General features: G+C 30.9%; 16 protein-coding genes. 4 read left to right on the plus strand and 12 right to left on the minus strand.

Translation table 11 applies throughout. The features are described 5' to 3' along the window. Positions 1-23: 23 nt before the first annotated feature. From CPAL_RS00965 to CPAL_RS00995, 7 genes are all read right to left on the minus strand, one after another. Entirely contained in the window at positions 24-473 is a 450-nt protein-coding gene (locus CPAL_RS00965) for a MarR family winged helix-turn-helix transcriptional regulator (protein ID WP_061859148.1), read from the minus strand. A gap of 243 nt (positions 474-716) precedes the next feature. Next, complete coding sequence (locus CPAL_RS00970) at positions 717-1,649, minus strand: SLAP domain-containing protein (protein ID WP_061859147.1); 933 nt, start codon at positions 1,647-1,649, stop codon at positions 717-719. Between the two features lie 25 nt (positions 1,650-1,674). Next, positions 1,675-2,064, minus strand: coding sequence for a hypothetical protein (locus tag CPAL_RS00975; RefSeq protein WP_106023903.1), 390 nt, complete (start codon positions 2,062-2,064; stop codon positions 1,675-1,677). A 148-nt stretch (positions 2,065-2,212) separates the two neighbouring features. Beyond that, positions 2,213-4,201 (minus strand): chitobiase/beta-hexosaminidase C-terminal domain-containing protein, encoded by a 1,989-nt coding sequence (locus CPAL_RS00980; RefSeq protein ID WP_106023904.1) that lies wholly within the window; start codon positions 4,199-4,201, stop codon positions 2,213-2,215. 32 nt (positions 4,202-4,233) lie between these two features. Then, complete coding sequence (locus tag CPAL_RS00985; RefSeq protein WP_106023905.1) at positions 4,234-4,461, minus strand: hypothetical protein; 228 nt, start codon at positions 4,459-4,461, stop codon at positions 4,234-4,236. A 907-nt stretch (positions 4,462-5,368) separates the two neighbouring features. Beyond that, the gene (locus CPAL_RS00990; protein WP_106023906.1) at positions 5,369-8,677 is read right to left on the minus strand and encodes an Ig-like domain-containing domain; all 3,309 of its coding nucleotides are present in this window, start codon (positions 8,675-8,677) and stop codon (positions 5,369-5,371) included. Positions 8,678-8,739: 62 nt separating this feature from the next. Next, positions 8,740-9,954 (minus strand): hypothetical protein, encoded by a 1,215-nt coding sequence (locus tag CPAL_RS00995; RefSeq protein ID WP_106023907.1) that lies wholly within the window; start codon positions 9,952-9,954, stop codon positions 8,740-8,742. Positions 9,955-10,789: 835 nt separating this feature from the next. On the opposite strand from CPAL_RS00995, the gene CPAL_RS01000 reads away from it, so the two are divergent. Together CPAL_RS01000 and CPAL_RS01005 are read left to right on the plus strand one after the other, a co-directional pair. Beyond that, positions 10,790-11,617, plus strand: a complete 828-nt coding sequence (locus tag CPAL_RS01000; RefSeq protein WP_061859010.1) for a YihY/virulence factor BrkB family protein — start codon at positions 10,790-10,792, stop codon at positions 11,615-11,617. A 182-nt stretch (positions 11,618-11,799) separates the two neighbouring features. Next, complete coding sequence (locus tag CPAL_RS01005; protein ID WP_106023908.1) at positions 11,800-13,020, plus strand: S1C family serine protease; 1,221 nt, start codon at positions 11,800-11,802, stop codon at positions 13,018-13,020. A gap of 105 nt (positions 13,021-13,125) precedes the next feature. Here the strand turns inward: CPAL_RS01005 and CPAL_RS01010 are convergent, their stop codons facing one another. Both CPAL_RS01010 and CPAL_RS01015 read right to left on the minus strand, forming a co-directional pair. Continuing rightward, positions 13,126-14,655 carry an ATP-binding protein gene (locus CPAL_RS01010; protein ID WP_061859008.1) on the minus strand — a complete coding sequence of 510 codons (1,530 nt, stop codon included), beginning with the start codon at positions 14,653-14,655 and terminating at the stop codon, positions 13,126-13,128. After that, positions 14,652-15,332 carry a response regulator transcription factor gene (locus tag CPAL_RS01015; RefSeq protein WP_061859007.1) on the minus strand — a complete coding sequence of 227 codons (681 nt, stop codon included), beginning with the start codon at positions 15,330-15,332 and terminating at the stop codon, positions 14,652-14,654. Before CPAL_RS01015 ends, CPAL_RS01010 begins: the two co-directional genes overlap by 4 nt. A gap of 345 nt (positions 15,333-15,677) precedes the next feature. Between CPAL_RS01015 and CPAL_RS01020 the strand changes: the two genes are divergently transcribed. Next, entirely contained in the window at positions 15,678-17,678 is a 2,001-nt protein-coding gene (locus tag CPAL_RS01020; RefSeq protein WP_061859006.1) for a fructose-bisphosphatase class III, read from the plus strand. Positions 17,679-17,761: 83 nt separating this feature from the next. Here CPAL_RS01020 and CPAL_RS01025 read toward each other — a convergent pair whose 3' ends face one another. The 3 genes from CPAL_RS01025 to CPAL_RS01035 form a co-directional block, all read right to left on the minus strand. Further along, a complete protein-coding gene (locus CPAL_RS01025) occupies positions 17,762-19,753 on the minus strand; it encodes a glycoside hydrolase family protein (protein WP_242976271.1) in 1,992 nt (663 codons plus the stop codon). A 168-nt stretch (positions 19,754-19,921) separates the two neighbouring features. Next, on the minus strand, positions 19,922-21,199 hold the full coding sequence (locus CPAL_RS01030; protein ID WP_106023911.1) for a glycoside hydrolase family 18 protein: 1,278 nt from the start codon (positions 21,197-21,199) through the stop codon (positions 19,922-19,924). Positions 21,200-21,311: 112 nt separating this feature from the next. Beyond that, positions 21,312-21,485 carry an aspartyl-phosphate phosphatase Spo0E family protein gene (locus CPAL_RS01035; protein ID WP_106023912.1) on the minus strand — a complete coding sequence of 58 codons (174 nt, stop codon included), beginning with the start codon at positions 21,483-21,485 and terminating at the stop codon, positions 21,312-21,314. A 211-nt stretch (positions 21,486-21,696) separates the two neighbouring features. On the opposite strand from CPAL_RS01035, the gene CPAL_RS01040 reads away from it, so the two are divergent. Further along, the gene (locus tag CPAL_RS01040) at positions 21,697-22,827 is read left to right on the plus strand and encodes an amidase domain-containing protein (protein ID WP_106023913.1); all 1,131 of its coding nucleotides are present in this window, start codon (positions 21,697-21,699) and stop codon (positions 22,825-22,827) included. Positions 22,828-22,884: the final 57 nt, after the last annotated feature.

Below are 22,884 nucleotides of genomic sequence, written 5' to 3' on the forward strand. Positions count from 1 at the left end.
TTATAATTTTACCAAATATGATTTTATGTATTATCTGATTCATTGTGAGCATCTAAAAGTTCTTGCATATTTTCAAGTCCATTAATTATTAATTGAACTTTCTCATATGACGCCTTTTTTATTATGCTCTCTAAATAATCCTCTACTTTTTTATTAATCTGCTCTGCAATTTCCTTATATTCGTCCTCTAGTTCTATATAAGTTACCCTTCTATCTTTATCAGATTTTTCTCTTTTTATAACCTTTCTTTTTTCAAGACCATTAAGCATAGCTGACATGGTACTGTTTGAAAGCTGCATTGCTTTGCTTAGTTCTGATATCTTCATTTTTTTATCTTGGGATAATAGCGTTCCAATGACCATCATTTGGGGTACCGTAAATCCAAAGTCATTAAGCATACCTCCCATATTTTTGTGTATTGTTTTATTTACTGATGCTAAGAGTCTGGCTATCCTAACCCCATCTTTATGCAATTTCTTTTCTCGCCCCTCCATTCTTTAAGATATTGAATATAATAAGTTATATATTAACAAATTTATCCTATAATGTATATAATTCGTATTCAAACATTTCGAATACGAACTAACTTATATTTTACCATTGTTTGGCTAATAGTCAATATCCATTTAATATAAATAAAAACCATGCATATAAAGGAACATATTTTCCTTATATGCATGGTTTTTTAATTTTACATTATGAAGATCTAAAATCTATTACATGAAGTCAACAGTACACTCTTTTAGATTAACATTTTCAAGAGAAATTGTTCCTGCTGGAAATATAAATCTATGGAGTCTCGCTTTTGCTGATCCTATTTCTATTCCTTCATTCTCCAAGTCAAATTTTGCTTCAATAAGCTTATTTCCTTCTTTGTCTGAAATCCTTATAGGAAGTTTTTGAACCTTTATGTCCTTATTCATACCATTTCTAAATAGTACAACTAAAGTAACATTGTTTTCTCTATCTTTCTTTAAGCTGTATGATGAGATACTCACTTGTCCAGGTTTTATTGAAGGAAGGTTATTTAAAAAATTCTCATATTTTTGTTTTTCCTCATAACTAAGGTTTTCTGGCAAGCTCTCAAATTCCACTTTAATAACCTTTTCTGCATTAGTTCTACTATCAAAGGCAACTCTATACTCATCTTTCTTTAATGTTTCTATCTTTACATTAGCTTTATCAAAATAAACCTTCCACGGCCTTACACTTCTTGGAGGAATTTCTCCCATTTCTCTTAAATCAATTAATTGACTTCCTACTATATTGTTATCTTTGTCTATTATATGTAATAAGGTTTTTTCAAAAGTTATGGGCCTACTTAAAGCACTTCTTATATATACACTAGCTTCATATCTGTCTCCATCATCAAATATATAAGCAGTTCTAATATCTACTCCTCCAAAAGTAAGAGGTGGAAACTTTTCTATCTCTTCCTTTATTAAATCCTTCTGAAAGTCTGATGCTGTAGCTTCTGATACTGGATCAAGAGAAAGCTTAGCATTTGTAAGCTTTGTTTTATCTTCTAAGGCTTCTTTAGTTTCATTTTGTGACTGCTCTTTAGCTTTTTTGGACTTTTCTATTAAATTAATTACATTATCTTTTTTAGCCTTATTTCCTCTAAAAAAGTTATTTATAAACTTTGCCATATGGTAACTCCCCTTTATGTTATCTTTATTTTTCAATCAGGATATTAGCTACATTTTTGCCGCTTTGAACTGCTTGAACATTTATTGTCATGCCAGCATAATCTCCTTGAAGATTATTATATTTTTTCTTTAATTCTTGAGCATATTGATTTGCTACCTTTTCTATGTCTTCTTTTTTAGCTTCTTTTTTTATAACCATAGTGGCTATTATAGTTTTATCCTGTATGTATACCTTACTTCCAGATACTATACTTTCCTTTTGTATCTTCTCTGTCATAGCTTTATCTTCAATCTTCGTGCCTGACTCCTTTGGAACTTCTACCGGTTTTTGTTTTCCGCAGGCAGCAAGAGATGCTGAAATAACTAAAGCCGAAACTATAAGTGATACTTTTTTATTTAATGATTTTGTATTCATTGTAAAAAATTCTCCTCCCACTTTAATGCTTTTTCACTTATTTGTGACTATAGTTCTTAACTAGTATAGTATATCATATTTTCTATGTAATGGCATTAGTTAAAAATGAAAAGGATAACTATAAAAGTTACCCTTCTCATTTAATCAATTAGTTTGCAAATTTTACTGTATAATCCACTCCATTTATTGACACAACTAATTCTGATACTTGTGATTTTAATGTATCAAAGTTACTATTAAAGTAACAATCAATCATACCGCTATAAACCATAATCTTCCTATCTATTTTTTTATTCATCCATTCTATAACATTTTGATTTTTTAAAGTAAATCCATCAGCTAAAGTTACAGATTTAAGTTCATAGTGTATTGGCATATCAATATTTTCCCAAATATATCCTATAGCATCATCATTTTCTTTTGTTATAGTCACAATTTGGTTTTCTTCTGTAATATCAATACTAGTATTATCTTCTGATATTCGATTTAAGATTTCTGGAACTCTGCTTTTTGTAAATTCTTCAATGGACTGAGTAGTTATATTGACATTTGAATATTGACAAATAATTGCGTCATATTTAGCTGCCATTGCTGTAAGTTTAAAGTTTTCTTTATCTACTGTAATTGGACCTGTATAAAGAGTGCTATTTAAATTTGTTTTTGAACCATCAGTAGTATATCTTATCTTAGCAACTTTACCAATCTCTGTTACATTTACATTTTGTCCTTGATTACTTACAGTAAGTTTAAATACAATCCAATCTGTTCCGTCAGAACTGCCTTCTGGAACATTAAATGAATTATCTGCAACTGTACTATTTCCTTTAAATATTTGAACCTTTGCAGCAGAATTTCCTAATGGAGTTGTTGACGCAAATTCATGAGCATAGAAGTAATATTCTCCATCTATAGGTCTATAGATTGTTGTAGTTTCTATTCCATATCTATTGTACGCTCTACCATTCTGCTCTAACTCAGCATATTTTATTCCATTATACTCATATTTCCTATTTGCAAGGGAAATGGAAAATTTGCTTGTTCCATCTAGTGATGGTGCTACAAGATATGAATCCAGATCACTTATTACTTTATCATTCCAAGTAAGAACTATTTTTATCTGTTCCAAACTTACTGCTCTAATTATAATTTCATTTTTGTCTGTCAAAATAGAATCTGTAGGTACAACTGCATATAAATATCCCGTTACGTATCCTTCACCTGATAATTCACCAATGTATTGACCTGCTGGCAAGCTAACAGAATAGTATCCATTTTCATCTGTTACTGTTTCAGCTACTACTTCTCCATCCTTATTATTAACTCCAGATCTAAATTTGATAGTTACTCCTGAAGCACCTAAATGGGATACATCATCAATTATTCTTCCACTGATTCCTGTTGATTCCAAAGTTATTTCATTAGAAGTTTTTCCTTCTCCTTTAAGTTTTGTACTTCCTTCTCTTGGTGAAACAGTAATTTTAAATTTCTTTCCTGATGAACTTGCGCCTACTACACTTGAAAAGGATAATGTTTGTGATACTTCGTCATAACTTAAATTTTGCAACTCAATAGCTTCTCCGTTTAAAGTAGCTGTTATTACAAAATCATTTATTGATAAGCCTTCTATGAATTCATTAAATTCTATATCTACACTTGTTGGTGTAAGATTTTTAACATTTTTTATAGAAGTAGTTGTTTCTTCTGGCATATTTTCGCTAATAATTTCGCCATTGATCCATATACTAACACCACTGTCTAATACAATATTTTGAGGTCTAATAGATAAATTAGAGCCTGTTCCTCCAATATGCACTCTTGCAGTATTAATAGCACCATTACCAAGAATATTTGCTGCTGCATTTAGCACAAGAGTTTCTATTCTAGCTCCTTCTGGAATTTGAAGTATTGCTGGTGTTTCTAACTGAACTTCTATAACTTTTGTATCTCCTTCAGCTACTATTCTTACTTGCCCATCATTTTTATTAACTATTATAGTGGCAAGTGTTGAATTTCTAAAATGTATACTATTATTTTCACTACCCCTTACATATGTGTCTCCAGTTACTGTAACATTCTCAAGTATTATATCACCTTCACCTATACCTTCTGCAAGTATTAAGCTCCCATTTATCGCCATATTTTTCAAGGTTACTCCAGCTGCATTAACTGTTACATTTCCACTAACCTGTTGTATTCCTGAAGCTGGTCCATAAGTTCCTGGAGCATTATATACGTTTTGCGTATTATCGTCTTCATTATTATCATCTTCATTATTATCGTCTTCATGATTGCCATCTTCATCATTATCATCTTCATTATTGCCATCTTCATTATTGCCATCTTCATGATTACCATCTTCATGATTGCCGTCATTATTGTTTTCATTATTGTTTTCATTGTCATTCCGCGACTAATTAACTTATTTTTGTTGGGAAGAAATAAATTAATTACTTTTCTATTAAATTTAAAATAAAAGAAAAGGCTGCCATAGAAAGTCTCTATGACAGCCTCTTGATTTGAAGTGACTTATTAAGTTATGAAAATTATAGATTTGAATAAATTGAATTGAATTGAAATTGTTTAGAAATGTTTCCGTTCATATATTTTAATATATCAGTAGAAATGCTTCCCTCAATTCTACTAAAATACTTTTAATTGCTTTATTATACCGACTAGGTTCCTTCGCTACCTTCTGTTTTATCCTCACACTATGTTACCATAATGCTACAAGCGGCCAGAAGATCATCACTACTATGAACCTGCTGAGCCTCTGTATACATCACTGGAACTGCATTTCCTATTTATACAGAGCATCAAACGTTCCGTTTTGTATATCCCTTATTTTGAATGCCTTAGGCCTCCACTAACGAATTAAGAAGATTGAGTTTAATAACCTGAATTTTTCTCAATCCAATATATTATTTAAAATATATTGTTTCATGCCAAGCTCAAGACAATAATATTTTAACAGCATGAACTAAACTTAATACGCATTAACATGGATTAGGTTACCCTGACCATAGCAAACTTTTAAGGAACCCCGCATAGGACTTTCACCTATTACGGCTTCACCTGGCTTCACCTATGTTATAAATGCAGTATAACATAGATGCAGGAGTATTAGACTCTAAGCTAAAAGGTTATTGCTTAGCATAGGAATTTCACCTGTGAAATCTACAAAACAGTTAGAATTTATATTTTTTTCACAGAAGAGAGTATAGATGAAAGCATCTATACTCATTTCTTCTTAAATAAATTCCACTCTTTTCGTTACGAATAACTTATAGAGTAACGTTTCGCACTTTTATTGTTGAGCAGGTAAAACTAGATTTAAAACATAAGTTACTGTTTCCTTACCGTTTTGAACAGTTACTTTAAGCTTTTCACCATCTAAATCTTCAAGAGTAATTTCATTAAATGATTCTTTTCCTGCTAAACGACTTATTTCATTCTTAATACCTTCAACTGTTGTCTGTCCATTTACATCTGTTACTAAAGCTCCATTAAGCTTTATGAACTTATCAATTGGAAGAACATCCTTTAGATATGCACCTGTTTTTCCATCCTTAACAGTTGCTGTTATTATATTTGTATTTGTATTTACAGTAACATATTCGCTAGCTAATTCTTCAATTTGATCTTCTATAGCTTTAATTCCTCTTATAGCTAAAGGTACATATTCTACATCAGTATCAACTACTGCACCGTTAGCATCTGAGTTACCATCCTTATCAACTGCCAAATCATATACTTTATTTGTTTCAGTAGTAATTCCTAATCCTAAGAAATCAAGTGCTTCATCATAATCGCTTTCTTTTGCACTAAGTGTTAATACAACTTTATCAGAGCCATTTGTGGTAACGTTAGTTATTCTTACATCCTTATCATCAACCTTGAATAGATTAATGTTTTTCTCTATGTTAGTCGTATCTAGTGCTTCTTCAAATGTTAATTCAACAGTAGCTGTTACGATACCATCCTTTGTCACAGGATCTCCGTCTGGATTAGTAACACTGAAGCTAGTTAATACTACTGCATCATCATAGTCATCTCTATCATCTATCTTAGTATTCTTTACAACAACATTATTATCATCAATTTTAGCTAATTCTGGAGCTATTTCATCCTTAACTGTATAAGTAGCCTTAAGTAATGTATCACCATATTTGTTTTCTGATTTATTACCATCAACTACAACTACAACCTTATGTCCATTATGTTTTCCGTCATATGATAATTGATCAGCTTCTTTTAATGTATAAGTTACAGTTGTCTTTCCATTAGCTTTTTCAACCTTTGTAGAAGCTGGTATTATCTCATTTCCAGTTCCTTGTTCCTTAAGTTTTACATCATCTCCGTCAAACTTAACTTCATCATCAAATACTATCTTAATAGTTTCTCTATCTACAGCTACTGGCTCATCATTATCTTCATCTAATCCAATTGAAGCAGCAGATCCATTAACTGTAATATCTCTTAGTAATCCAGTTCTATTTCCATTAGCATCTTCAACTTTATTTATATCTAATGTAAGAGTTGCACCTGTAAAATTAAATTGATCATCAAGATCCTCCTTATTTCCTGGAAGTCTTAATTCAGCTTTAGTAGCATTATCTACTGCTTTTACGCTAGCTCCATCATAATCTGATAAGTTAATCTCATAAGTCTTTCCACCCTTAACTATTGTTAAATCATAGTTATCAAGATTATTGATAGCATATCTGCTTCCATCTGCTAACATCTTAGTACCAAAGTCAACAACAATCTTTTGGCTACTCTTTGATGCATCATAGAATTTTGCACTTATATCATCTTTAGTAACGGCTTGAGTATCTTTTGCTGTGAATTTCTTAGTAACCTTTTCAATCTTATTTCCTGCTTTATCTTCAACATCTTCTATAGTTACTTCATATTCTTCTCCGTCTTCTAAATCTTTTGATAACTCTAATGTAACTTCATCACTATCTGTTAATTTTGCTTTAGATACTCTTACTGCTTTTCCGTCTTTATCTTTAACTGTATAATTATCTTCATCTGTAGCTGAATCTAAATCTAAATCTTCAGAGAAAGTTAAGATTATCTTTTTATTTGAATCATCATCTTGTTCAACTTTCTTTATTTCTGGTCTATCTTTATCTTTAGATACATTAGCTTTTATATTTAAGCCATCATTTTCTTTTTCCCATAAGTCTTCTAAAACATCAGCATCTACAAAAACATAAGCTGTTTCTGGAAGTGAATGATCAGAATCGAAATATAAAGTAAGTTCATTTCCATCAATAACTACTGCTTCTGCAGCATTTTTGCTTGTAGTATGATAGAATGATTCAAAGAAGTCATCATCACTTACATAAGTATATCCTTTACTTTCAGGATATTTTTCGCTAATCTTATCTACTTTAGCATTTGCAATCATAGTATCATCTTTATGATCAGCAAATTTAATATCTTTATTAAATACTAAAGTTATTTCTTGGTCTTTTGCCTTCTTATAGCCTACAATAGCTAAATCTTCTGTGTTAAAGTCAGCTTTTAAGTCTAATTTAGCTTTCTTTAATGAATATCCAGCATAATCTTCTGCTTCTGATTTAACATTAAGAGTTAGCTTTTCTCCATCTTTTAATTTGCTATAAAGAACGATATTTAATTCTTTACCATTGTTGATAGGTTCAACTTTTTCTATTGAATATCCTCCCTCATTAACTTCAAAAGCATCTTCTAAATCTTCGTATATATTTTGTGGTGTTCTATTTTTAGATACTATTGGTTCACTTAAATGTACTTTTATTGTTCTAATACCAACAACTTCTGCAGATGTAACTTCTGGAATTTCAAAGTCAGAAACTTTAAATTCTTTGCTTATTTCTGTTCCAGTGATGTTTTCATCAAGAACTAATTTATAAGTAGCTTGGTTTTGATATTCATCATCATCATCACCAATTTTGCTAAAATCTACTGTTAATATAGCTTCATTTGAACCTTCTTCTACATCAACTGACTTGAATACATCTTCTACTTCATCATCATCTTCATTGTATAGAGTATAGTTATCTAAATCTTCAGCTTCATCTTTAGCATCCCCATCTAAAGCTTTATTAAATGTAACTTTAACTTGAGCAGCATTTATAGATTCAACTGAAACAACCTTTAAATCCTCATCTTCATCATTATCACCGTTAGGTTTAACTTCGTCACCCTTAACAACTACTCCATCCTTAACTACTGCTTTGTAAACTGTTCCTGGAAGAGCTGTTTCTTTAGAAGCTTCTGTAAATTTATTTACATCGAATTCTTCTCCGCCTAAGATTGCATCTTTAGCTGCTTCTGCTATAGCATTAGCATCGATAAATCCAGTTTTATCATCGTGATAAGAAACTAAAGTAGCTCTAGCTGCATCAAAGCTCTTATATAGAACTGCACCTTTTTCGTTTCCTAAGTAATTTTCTACTGCTGATTCTTGTAATTCTGTTAAATCATAATTTAAATAAGTTCCTTCTGCATTTTTAACTACTAATCCATCAACCTTTGCTAATGCAGTTGTTCCAACTGCTGAAGCGATTAATGTTCCTATAGCAGCTGTTGATAAAACGCTAACTACTTTTTTATTAGCCATCTATAATTCCCTCCTAAAATCTTTATATTTAAATCTTTATATTTAAATCTTTATGATTTCAATTATTTTATTACTAATTGTGCTTCAACTTGCTCTTGTGTTAAAGTCTTGTTAACAACTCCGATGAATACTTTTTCTCCATCTTTGTTTGTTCTAAGTTCTAATGCTGTTCCAGCAACTTCTACTGTGTACTTTTCTGGAGTTGTAGTATCTAACTTAATTTGTACTAATGTTTGCATTGGAATTGCATTAGTATCTACTGTTACTATTTCATGTGCTGGTATTTCTTTATCTTCATCTCCAATTTTAGTAACTTCTGTATTTTCTATAACTTGGTCTTTTGTTAGAGTCTTGTTAACAACTCCGATGAATACTTTTTCTCCATCTTTGTTTGTTCTAAGTTCTAATGCTGTTCCAGCAACTTTAACTTCATAGTTTTCTGGAGTTGTAGTATCTAATTTGATTTGTACTAATGTTTGCATTGGAATTGCATTAGTATCTGCTGTTATTACTTCAAATGTTGGGATTTCATCAACTGGTGCTTCAGTTACTGTAACGATCTTTAATTTAAATCCATCATATCCTTGTTTCTTAACAGCATCTGTTGGGTTATCATTCATTCCCCAAACGTCTATCATATAAACACCTGGTTCTACGAATTTAATATCATCTGAAGAATCTTCAGCAGTTTCATATCCATCTGGATCGTATTTCCATTCACCCTTTGAATTTAAAACATGAATTTTATAGTTGTCTTGTCCAACAATCTTTGCAAATTCGTTAACTGTGTAGCTATCTTTTATTTCTACATTATCTAAATTTACTCTATTAGCGAAATATCCATCTTTTTGGATTGAGAAATTCTTTGTGAAGTAGTTGTCATAGTCTCCATTTTTGTTTTCCTTAGCACCCTTTTGTCCTGCTCTCTTTACCCAGATAGAAGCCTTATATTTTCCAGCTTTTAACTTAGCAGCAGCTTGTGGCATAAATGGTTGACCAGCTTCAACAGCTTCTGAATATCCATTTGTTAATTCAGACCATTCTTTTGTTTCAAGGTTTTGAACCCAAATTCTGTATTGAACTTGTCCTTGGTAATCTTTAGCTGTAACAGCGAATGTAAAATCATCCCCTTCTTCAGCCATTGATATTGATGGTACTGCACGATAAATGCTTGGTAAGTTTTGTGCAGTTGTTTCAGCAAATGCTGGTGTAACTGTTCCTACTCCTGTAGCAACTACTACTGCAGCAAGAAGTAAACTCATCTTTCTTTTAATCACTTGTGTTCCCTCCCATTTTGATAGTTTATTTTTTAAATTTTTATAATTATTAACTTTGTGTTGAATAATATATGTAAAATCGGGAAATATAAATATAAGTAAATTATATTTCCTTGATATTACAATCTTTTAGAACCTAACTTAAATATTCTATAAGGATGTTACATTTCCTTTTTTATATTAATAAAGCATTATCATTTTACTAATATATTCATGTAAATGTATATGTAGGATTTGTTACTATCATTAATATATTTTTTATTATATAGGTTTTTGTCCCATTTATCAACTATTAACAAAGAAATTGTTTATGGTAATTGTTACTATAATATTAATTATTTTTCCATTTTAAATTGATTAATATGGGATTATATCCATCTACAACTATATTTACGAATGAATTTAATAAAAAGTTCGAATAAATTTAATATTTTTTTTCATAAATTTTGCCTTATCGAATTGATTTTAAACTATTTTACCACAAAATGCAATATAATATAGTATATTTTTTGTATTATGGAACTATATTCCTAAAAGTCTACTTTTTAATAAAAGCTTATTATGAATTATACATTTCTTATAATATATTTCCTATCTTCTAAAATATTCATATTACCTTCTGTGAACTATTCTATATAATATATGACTTTATTTTTAACTTATTCCAACAAATCTATTATTTTTCTAATGCAAATACTATGCTTTCTATTTCTGTCTATTTTTCTTATACTAAAGTTTTAAATTTTCTTCTAAAGAATATTAATATTAGTAATTACAAAAAATACTTCATATGTAAGTATTCATTTAAACCATGTATTAAAAAGGAGTTGTGGCTTTGTATAAACAGGAAGATAGAAATATTTTTCTTAAACTCATACATAAACTTATAAGAGATGATATTTTTGCCTTAGCTTCTCAACTTGCATATAGCCTTTTATTGTCCTTTTTTCCCTTTTTAATTTTTTTGTTTACTATAGCAGCATACAGCTCTGTGAGAAGCCAAGATGTTCTCATAAGTTTAAAAAATATTCTTCCTTATAATACTTATAGTCTAATTTATACTACTGTAATTGAAATATTTGATTTTAAAAAAAGCAATCTATTATCTTTTAGCTTTATAGTTACAATATGGGTGGCTTCTAATGGCTTTAATGCTGTTATTAAGGCTCTTAACAAGGCTTATGAAGAGGAGGAGTGCAGACCTTTTTGGAAGCTTCATCTCATAGCTATTTTATGCACATTTGCACTTACTTTTTTGATAATACTTTCTCTTTTTATTCTTGTGCTTGGAAATATAATAGGATATAAACTCAGTGCTTGGTTTTCTCTTTCTATAAGGTTTCATTTTATATGGAACTTTTTAAGATACTTTTTAACTCTAATAATTATGACTTTTATTTTCGCCCTGCTCTACAAATTTACTCCATGCAAAAGGCTCACCTTCTGGGATGTACTGCCTGGATCAGTCTTTGCCACCATAGGATGGATACTATCATCAATGGGATTTACTTTTTATGTAGATAATTTTGCTAACTACTCCAGACTATACGGCAGCATAGGGGCTGTAATTGTGCTTATGGTATGGCTCTTTTTGACATCAGTCATTATTTTAATTGGAGGAGAAATAAACGCCTTATTAAATAAAGAGTGGAAGCACCTGTAGGCACAGTGGAGAAAAAGGCAGTTTAGAAAGCTTAGAGAGTGTAGGAAGCTGAAGCACTAAAAAACTGCATTTTGCAGTTTTTTTAGTGCTTTGTCATTAAATTGTAACAAAAGAGAGATAATATATAATTAAATCAAAGGAAATTGTAAAGTTTGTTTATATATATCAGGAGGGAATTGTTTATGAGTAACTTTAATGATGATTTTAATAAAAATGATTTTGTAGAGGTAAAATCTTGGAAGGAAGGTGAAGATATTTCTTATAGCTCTGATAACATCAAGAAGAATAAGCCCAAAAAAGGCATGGGAAAAAAATTTTTTTCTTATTTAATAGTTGGAGTTTTATGCACTTCTTTAGGAGGTGTGGCTTCTTCAATTGCTACTATAAAGTACTTTAATAATAAAGGTATATCTTCACCAAGTACTGTTCAATCTAATTCCGAAAAAACAAATAACAATACGGTTAAGACTAGTTCTAGCTCAGTACCTCTTTCTGTGGCAAATATTGCAAAACAAGTAGGGCCTGCTGTTGTAGGGGTTTCTACTAAGAGTATAACTTCTATAGATATGTTTGGACTTCCTGAGACTCAAGAAGGCATGGGATCTGGAATCATATTTAATGAGGATGGATATATATTAACCAATTATCATGTAATAAACGGAGCAAAACAGATAACTGTTATCTTTAATAATGGAAAAGAGGGCAAGGAAATACCTGCTAAAGTTGTTAACTATGATTCTTCTTTGGATCTTGCTGTTATAAAGCTAACTGAAGATGTGGAGATCCCTGCTGTAGCTGAGTTTGGAGATTCTGACAGCATTGAGGTTGGAGAACCTGCTATAGCAATAGGTAATCCTCTTGGAAAGCAGTTTTTAGGAACAGTAACTGCTGGAGTTATAAGTGCAGTTAATAGAGAGGTAACTGTTGATGGCCAAACTCAGAAGTACATTCAAACCGATGCTGCTATAAATCCTGGTAATAGTGGTGGTGCTTTGGTTAATACCTATGGTCAAGTAATTGGAATAAACACAGCTAAAATCGGCGGAAGTCAAATAGAAGGACTTGGCTTTGCAATTCCTATAAATACTGTTAAGCCTCAAATTGAAAAACTTATAAAGCCTCTTTTAAAGATTGGTATTAGTGCCTCTAATATAACCCAAAATATTGCTAAAAGAAATAATCTTCCTATTGGAATCTATATTCACCAAGTAGAAGAATTCAGTCCTGCTGAAAAAGCTGGCTTACTCCCTGGAGACGTTATTACAAAGTTTGACGGCAAAACCGTTAAAACCGTTGAAGAAATGAACGCTCTAAAACAAAAACACAATTCTGGAGATAAAGTAGAAATACAAGTAATTAGAGATGGAAAAACCAAAAAAATCACGCTTACACTTTCTGAATAAAAACATTATATAAATATTTTACGAAATAAAATGTTTATAAGTGGAGGTGCCTATAGGCGCCTCCACTTTACCTATTATAAAAATTTCAGTGAATTGATTAGATACTTACATATAAGAAAAATTCTGCGCATTTTTCTTATATAGTGAGAAGTAAAACTTCACTCCATTTTCTGTGTTTTCTACTCCAAAATCGCTGTTGTGAAGCTGTAGAATGTGTTTGACTATACTAAGACCAAGTCCTGTGCCTCCTAGGCTCCTATTTCTGGATTTGTCTATTTTATAAAATCTGTCCCATATCTTTTTCATATCTTCTTCTCTTATTTGCTCTCCTTCATTTTCAATTTCAACAAAAATCTTATCATCTTTAGTTAGAGTTCTTACATATATATTACCCTTATCTTTAACATGCCTTATGGCATTGGTAAGAAAATTAGTTATTACCTCTTCAATTCTGTCCTCATCACCTAGAACTTCTAAATTTTTATCCACGGAGCTTACAATAGTAAAAGTTCTGTCTGTGTCTTTATCTCCTTTTATTTTTTCTAATCTTTTTATGGTTTCATTTATTGTCATATCCAGATAAAATTCATTCATTTCTATTTTGAAGTTTCCTGATTCAAGTTTTGAAAGCTCCAACATATCCGATACCATATTTGCCATCTTTTTGGCTTCATCTATTATTACATCTAAATAGTAATCCCTGTCTTCTCCCTGTACAATGTTGTCTTTTATGCCTTCAGCATATCCTTCAATTAAACTTATGGGAGTTTTTAATTCATGAGATACTGCTGCTACGAATTCTTTTCTCATGTTTTCAAGTTCTTTTTCTTTTTCAATATCTCGTCGAAGCTGTTTATTGGATTCTTTCAAAGAGGATAGAGCATCACTTAAATTTTTAGCTAAAAAGTTCAGGGTTTTGCCTAAGTTTCCTATCTCATCTTCTGTAGTTACTTCGCATTTTTCCGTAAAATCAAGCTTTGCCATCTTTAAAGCTGCATTATTAAGTTCTACTAACGGCTTTGCAATCATCTTGGAATATATAAACGCAAGTATTAAAATGATAATTACAGCAGCTATATATACATATATGTAAAGTTCCTTCATTACTTTTACAGCTTCATCCACTGGCTGGAGAGAAGATACTGCAAATATTACCTTTACAGGAATATTATTAAAAGATACTGGAGCAATAGCTACTATGTTTTTAATATTATAACGGGGATCATTAAATATATAAGTTACAGTCTCACCTTTCATCTGCATATCTATAAAGGCTCTAGGATTAGATGTCCATTCTTCTACTACTTTTTTTATTATACTGACTCTGTTTGAATCCTTAATCTTATCTTGTGAATCTGTTATATAACTTAAAAGTCCATTGCTCTCTAATATAACTATTTTTGCATTATTATCATCTTCAAAATCCTTTATATTACTGAGGTTTTTTTCCATATTACCAATATTCTCTACGTAGCTTTTTTCAAAGTTTTCAAGATTATTCTTTAGATTTTTAGTCTTTCTATCTATATAAAAGTTTTGGAAAAATATAGATTGAAATAACATCTCTATAGTTATAAAAGCTGTAAAAAAAACTACGGTTATTACAAATAACTTTAAAACAATGCTTTTTTTCATTCTTTCACCTCGAATTTATACCCACTTCCCCTTACAGTAACTATATAGTCAGCTTTATGCTTTAATTTTTCTCTCAGTCTCTTTACATGAGTGTCAACGGTTCTAAGACCCCCATAGTAATCAAACCCCCATACTTTATCTAAAATTACATCTCTGCTTAAGGATATTCCTTCATTTTTAGCAAAAAATAATAATAAATCATATTCTTTAGGAGAAAGTTGTATTTCCTCACCATCTATTTTTACTTCATGAGAAAGAGGATTAATTTCAAGTCCATTGAATTTTTTTGTTTCATTTTCCAACTTATTTTTTCCATTGCTCCTTTTTAAAAGTGCCTTTGCTTTAGCCACTAAAACCTTAGGACTAAAAGGTTTTGTCACATAATCATCAGCTCCAAGCTCATACCCTAGAAGTTTGTCTTCCTCCTCACTCTTTGCTGTAAGCATTATTATAGGTATATCTGAAACTTCTCTTATTTTATTACAAACTGTCCATCCATCCATATAAGGTATCATTATATCCAGTATAACTAAATCAACTCTATTATTTTTAAATAAATCCAAAGCCTTTATTCCATTGTCACATTCCAATATATTAAATCCACTATCTTTAAAATAATCTCTTAAAAGCTTTCTCATTCTTTCTTCATCTTCAATTATTAGTATGGTTTCATTCAAAATATTCATCCTCCTCATTTTCTATGTGATGCTTACTAGTTACTTTATGCTGAGTAAAGATTTAAAACATATTATAATTCATATTGTAATCATACAATGCAATTTCTTCAATATTTGAAAAATCACCTTAAAAATTTACTTGATGTGGAATTATATTTTTCATGATAGAATAAATTTATATAGTGTAACTTCAATAAAACGCACTTTTCTTTAATTATTGTATACTTTTTATGCTTTTAAGAGAAATATTGTAGCATTTTTATTTAATATGAATAATAATATATGGTATAATATAATAAAAATACCTGGCATTTTATTAAGTGGAGAAATAAAAGGGGGATAATAATGACCTTCTGTGATGAAAACAACTTAGATATGATAAAAAATGATTTAAGATATTTGCAGCTACTTGCAAAGCAGTATCCAAGCATATCTTCTGCTAGTACTGAGATTGTAAATTTGCAGGCTATTTTGAATTTGCCTAAGAGTACAGAGCATTTTATAAGCGATGTGCATGGAGAGCATGAATCTTTTACTCACGTCCTTAAAAATGCTTCTGGAGTTATAAAGCGCAAAATTGATGATGTCTTTGGCAATTCTCTAAGAGAAAGTGAAAAGGCTGCTTTGGCTACACTTATATATTATCCAGAGCAAAAAATCGAGCTTATAAAAAACACTGAGGAAGATTTAGAGGACTGGTATAAGATAAATCTTTATAGACTTATCGAGCTTTGCAGAGTGGTTTCTTCAAAGTATACCCGCTCCAAGGTTAGAAAAGCTCTTCCACCGGATTTTGCTTACGTAATTGAGGAGCTGCTTCATGAACATGATGGCACTATAAACAAACATGAATATTATAATGGAATTATTTCTACTATAATAGATATCGATAGAGCCGCTGAATTTATTATAGCTATTTCCAAAGTTATTCAAAGACTTGTCGTAGACAGGCTTCACATTGTGGGAGATATTTATGATAGAGGTCCAGGGCCTGAAATAATTATGGAAGCTTTGATAAAACACCATTCTGTAGATATACAATGGGGAAATCACGATATTCTATGGATGGGAGCTGCTGCTGGTTCTGAAGCTTGTATATGCAATGTGCTTAGAATAGCATTAAGATATGCTAACCTATACACCATAGAGGACGGTTATGGAATAAATCAGCTTCCTCTTGCTACATTTTCAACAGAATTTTATGATGATGATGCTTGCAAAAGCTTTATGCCTAGGATTATTGATAAAAAATTAAGCGAAAGAGAGATTGCTTTAATCTCAAAAATGCACAAGGCTATAGCTATTATACAGTTCAAGCTTGAAGGACAGATTATTAAGAAGCATCCTGAATTTTTAATGAACGATCAGCTTTTGCTGGATAAAATAGATTATGAAAAAGGCACAATTAATTTGAATGGAAAAACTTATACTCTTAATGATAAACACTTTCCAACAATTAACCCTAAAGATCCTTATAAACTAACTCCTCAAGAGGAAGAGCTTATAAAAAAATTAAAACATTCCTTTATTCACAGCGAAAAGCTTCAACGCCATATTCGTTTTTTATATACTAAAGGAAGTATGTATTTGATTTATAATTCTAATCTTTTATTTCATGGGTGCATTCCTCTTAATGAAGATGGTTCCTTTAAAGAAGTAACCATTTCTGGAGTTAAATATAAGGGTAAGGCATTATTAGATAAATTTGATCATCTTGCAAGGGAAGCTTATTTCTTTAAGGAGGGCTCTAAAGCAAAGGAATATGCCATGGATATGATGTGGTATTTATGGTGCGGCCCGGATTCTCCTGAATTTGGAAAACACAAAATGACTACTTTTGAAAGATATTTTATAGATGATAAGAAAACTCATGTAGAAAGAAAAAATCCTTACTATAAATATAGAGATAATGAAGAAATAGTTATTAATATTTTAAAAGAATTTAACCTAGATCCAAATACTTCTCACATAATAAACGGACATGTTCCTGTAAAAACTAAAAGTGGAGAGAATCCAATTAAAGCCAATGGAAAACTTTTAGTTATAGATGGAGGCTTTTGCCGAGCATATCAACCTGAAACAGGAATTGCAGGTTATACTTTAATTTATAATTCTTATGGTCTTTTGCTCAGCTCTCATGAACCATTTGGTTCTATAGAAAAAGCTATTAAAGAAGAAAAAGATATTGTATCCTCTACCGTAATACTTGAACATTCTCTCTCTCGAAAAAGAGTTGCAGACACAGATATAGGAAGGGAAATAAAAAAGCAAATTAAGGAACTTGAAATGCTTTTGATTGCTTATAGAAAAGGTCTTATAAAAGAAGAATCTACAGTAAGCGAATAATTTTTATATAGAAAGTGGCTGTGGTTTTTTATAGCTCAAAACCGCAGCCACTTTTTCCCTATTTACTACTCCATATACAATTTTTATATTATCCAATCCACCTTATAATTTACAAGATAGGCTGGATATTCAAACTCATACCACTTATCTACTTTAACTTTGTTTCCTATTAATTTATATTTAGGATATACCTCTTCCGTAAGATCCATATCGTTTAAGGTGTTAAATAGGAAAAGTCCTTTTACTCCTTTTTCATAGGCCTCATGTGCTCTAAATAGATATTCTTCTGCGGACACATATTCATTGTTTGGAATATATTTTCCTTCCTTCATTAATTTTTCTGTTTCAGGAGTTAAATCTTGTCCTTTAAGATTAGCTGTAACTCCTAGGTAAAGTTCTACATTAGTGCCCTTCACCATCTCTACATATCTATCAAAGTTAAAAAAGTCTTCATAACTTATAACAGATGGCACAATTCTGTCAACCAATCCTTCTTTTACCCAAGCTTCTATGTCTAATCCATAGGATTCAGGATTTAGATATGGAAATCTTACTGTTATTTTCTTATCTGGAATTTCTCTTCTAACCTCTCTAATAAATGATGTCATTATATATATTTTTTCTTCATGAGATGCTTCATCTCCCATAACATTAGGGTATCTACAAAAGTCTAAGGTTATTCCATATAAGTTTTCTGTCACAGAAACTTCTTTTAACACATTTAATATGTATTCTCTAAATTTAGGATAATAATAGCTTAATGACTTTCCATTGCTCTGAAGGCAATCCCCATAATTATCAAATAAAGCTCCATTTAAGAATTTTGTAGAATTTGATGAATAAAAGGCTGCCATTCTTAAGGATGCACTTGTCTTAATCCCCATTTCATTAGCTTTTTTAGTTACTATCTCTAAAGGAGATTGACCTGAAATTAATATATTTATAATCTGCTTTTTTGCCAAAATATCTCCATGTCTAACAAAGGATTCATATTTATAAAAATCCTTAAAAGGTATTCCAGCATATTTACTGTTATAGGTTAAGAGTCCTGTAGTACCTAATGTCCAATTTATCTCCTTAGCCCCTGTCTTAGAATACAAGTTTACAGGAAATTGCTTCAAGCTAGATACATCTGGATACTTTCCCCAAAAGAAATCTGTGTATCCATCATTATCATATATTACTCTCGAATATGTAGTATATTCATTCTCTTTATTATATAGCTTAACCTGTTCATTGTTTAGGGCTACTACCTTTATATAGGTTATTTCTGCCTTTTTCCCACTTATTGGAACTATACTTATGCTATCTCCGTCAAAATTATCTGCAAAGGCAAAGCTTTCATTTATATATTTTGCCTTGTTGTTTGAGTCTTTTTCATATGGTATAATAGTTTCTTCTTTTTCATTATGCTTTACTCTAAAACCTTCTGTATCACTTGAATACCCTATATAAACTCCAAACCAGCCCTTAAGCTTTACTGGAAGCTTTATCTCTTCAGCATTTTCCTTATTAGAAATAATAACATATGAAGCATCTATATTAGCCATCTTATATACAGTGTAATTCCATCCGCTTTCTTTTATATTTTTATCTTCTAATCCTATTAACTTATCCACCCTGTTAAATACATACTTTTTATTTCCTTCAGCATTTATACTATCTTCAGGATTTAAAATCTGCATATCCTTAAAAGGGCCATCATTTCTTATTGTAAAGCTGATTTCTTTTTTATTTTTTAACCTTGTATTAAGCTTTGAATAAATGTTTCTTTCCACAATTAAAGTATACTTTTCACCTTCAGTATATCCTCTGATTGGTGGCTTTACTAAAATAGTCTTTTCATCCTTTGCAAATTCCAGTCTTACTCTTACCTTCTCACCTTTCTTGTCTAATACTTTTATAGAATCAACTGCTTCATCATCATATCGTATTTTTTTATTGAAAGTTATCTTCCAAACCTTATCTTTTCCTACCTCTAGGTTATCTGCTGCTCTAGCATCTATTTTTATACCAATTACTAATAGAATCAACATCACTAAAGGTAGTATAATTTGTTTTCCTCTAATACTCACGTCCATCTCCTACTTTCATTGTTTGTTGTCTTTGTCATCTCTTGTAAATGACTTATTATTATTTTACCATATTTTAATAAAAAATTTGCACTAATTTATCATTTAAAACGCTTCGCTTGTAAATTTTAATTTACTAAGCGAAGCGTCTAAACTTTTAAAATACATTTTCTATATCACTTTTGTAACATTGAAAAGTGCATTTAATACAAGCCAGTTTTGAGGGAACCATCTTCCTATTGTCCAATAGCTAACTCCTCTAATTCTAAACTGCTGAGCAAGCCTTAGTTTAACTTCTATGCTCCTTGCGTCCTCAAACCACACTACATGGCGTCTTCCATCAGAGTCATAATAGTTAAAGAATGGTGCTTGAGCCTCTTCATCATATTGTATTACCGCTCCTGTTCTTGCTGCTAAATCCACAGCTCCTGTATTAGATATGGTTCTGGCTGCTGTTCCTCTCCTATATGGAAGAGTCCAATCATAGCCATAATTAGGTATTCCCATAAATATTTTATCCCTTGGTATTGCTGTTACAGCATAGTTAAGAACTCTTCTAACTTCATTTATAGGAGCTACTGCAAGAGGTGGACCATAGGTATATCCCCATTCATAAGTCATAAGTATTACATGATCAGCTAAGGCTCCATGAACTGGATAATCGTGCCCTTCATAAAGCAAGCCTGGCTGATTTGCTGCTATTTTGGGTGCTAAAGCTGTGGTTACTTGATATCCTAAAGGTTTTAATCTGCTTGTAACCCTTCTTAAAAAGTCATTATATTTTTCTCTATCTTCTGGATAGATGTACTCAAAGTCTATATCTAGCCCATAGTAGTTCTTACTTCTTAGCATTTCTATAGCATTATTTATTAATGTATCTTGAAGCTCGGTACTATTAAATATAGTTCTTGCTAAATCGCTGCTAAAGCTACCTCCTTCTTCTATATTGGTAATAACTAAAAGGGGCGCTACATTTGCTGCTCTTGCTGCACTTATTAAAGGAGTGTCATTTATTGAAGATAGACTGCCATCTGGTCTTACCTCATGGCTGAATATGCTTAAATAAGTCAAGTAAGGAAGAGTTTTTCTTAAAGTTTCCATATCTATATTTGGAAAAGCGTAACCATCTACCTCAATGGTTCCAAGCCTTCTCGTAGGTGGGATATTTATTATTTGCCCTATAGAAATTGATGATGGATCTGTTATTTCAGGATTAGCATCTAATATGCTTTGCACAGTAGTTCCATATCTTCTAGCTATGGTATAAAGCGATTCCCCTCTTCTTACGATATGTCTTATGTTCTCTCCCAGTATTACTAAACTTTGACCTATTACTAGCCTTTCGGGATTTTCTATTTCGTTATCTGAAATTATTTTATCCGCGGAAACTCCATACCTTCTGCCAATGTTGTATATTGTATCACCTGCTCTTACAACATGTATAATCAAAAGCCACACCTCCAAATTCATACTAGTTTAATATATGATGGAGTGCTTTGATAGGTGATACTAAATAGCAATTATTATCAAACAACTAACAAGCAATATTATTTTAATATATTTATATAATTTGCCCTTTATAGTACTGAGTTATAAGCTTGTCTAACCTTTGGCTTATCGTCAATACATACTCTGGGGAGGCATCGCTGTCTATAACAGCTTTATTTAATACTTCCCTCAAAAGTTCAATTTCTTTATCAAGGGCTTCTAAGTCTTTGATTTGCTGTTTAGACATAGCATCCCTCCTTATATTTTAATTTATTTTTTTGTTAATAATTATAATTATATCATATATATTATTGTATGTAAATTTTTTCTATAGTCCTTTTGTACACATTAGTTATATAAAATTATTTTGTTGTATAAAATTATTTTAATTAAATATTCTATATTTTTATTGTTATTCATATAAATTTTTATATAGTAATAGCGAGGTAGAAATTGTTATGTTTGTTGTAATTAAAAAATCAAAGCTTATTTTAACTCTTTTAATTATTACCTTTTTATCTTTTGGAGTATATTTTTTATTTCTCCATAACGCCCCTGTAGTTAATACGGATAACAATGATGATGAAGTCACTAAAAAAATTGAAGAAATCTTTGAAATAAGAAACACTGCAATACTTAATGGAGATAAAGAATCTATAAAAAAAATATACAATTTAAAGACAAAGTATGGCAGTTGGGCATACGAACATGAGATAAAAAAACTAAAATACCTTAACAACTGGTCTGAGAAACAGGGAGTAAAATTTATAGGAGTAAATCCTAAAGTAAGGGTACGAAAAATTAAAGGAGGAGAAGGTGTTTATTCTGTTAACCTATTTTGTACTACAGAATATATGTATGTGTATGAAAATGAAAATCCTATAGGTGAAGACACAGATAAGATTAACAAATTCAGAATTGGAACCTCTCACTCATTGACCTTGGAAAACAAAGATAATAACTGGTATATAACCCGTGAATGGTATACAGATCCTTTTGCAGACTCTTTAAATTTAGACAACATAAAGGCTGCAGATATAAAACAATACATATTGTCACAACCTGCCCGAGATCTTTCGGCAATAAATAAGAGAAGAATATCTGCTGTTGAGTATGCTGATAGATACTGTGGAACTGCCAGTGAAGAAAAGTATGGTTTTAAATATAATACAAACTATAAAAACTTCAATCCACAGGGGGGAGATTGTGCAAATTTCGCTTCTCAAATCCTATTTGAAGGTGCAAATTTTAAAAAGAACAGGATTTGGAACTATTCTAAAGGTAATGGAACTAGAGCTTGGCTCAATGCCCAAGGATTTAAAGACTATATGATAAACAGCGGCAGGGCCTCTGTAATTGCTTATGGAACTTACAACCAAGTATATAAAGCTTCTTATAAACTTCTCCCTGGTGATTTTGTAGCCTATGAGAAAAAAGGCAAAGTAACTCATATATCTGTTGTAACCGGAGCTGATTCCCGCGGCTACTCCTTAGTAAACTGCCACAATACAGATAGATACAGAGTACCTTGGGACCTTGGCTGGAGTGATAAAAAAATTAAATTCTGGTTAGTTAGAGTACACTTTTAATTACTAATATGCTGAATTAAGCTTTTCTTAATTCAGCATATTCTTTATTTCTCCACT

The sequence above is a fragment of the Clostridium thermopalmarium DSM 5974 genome (genome assembly GCF_002995795.1).
Lineage (GTDB): Bacteria > Bacillota > Clostridia > Clostridiales > Clostridiaceae > Clostridium_H > Clostridium_H thermopalmarium.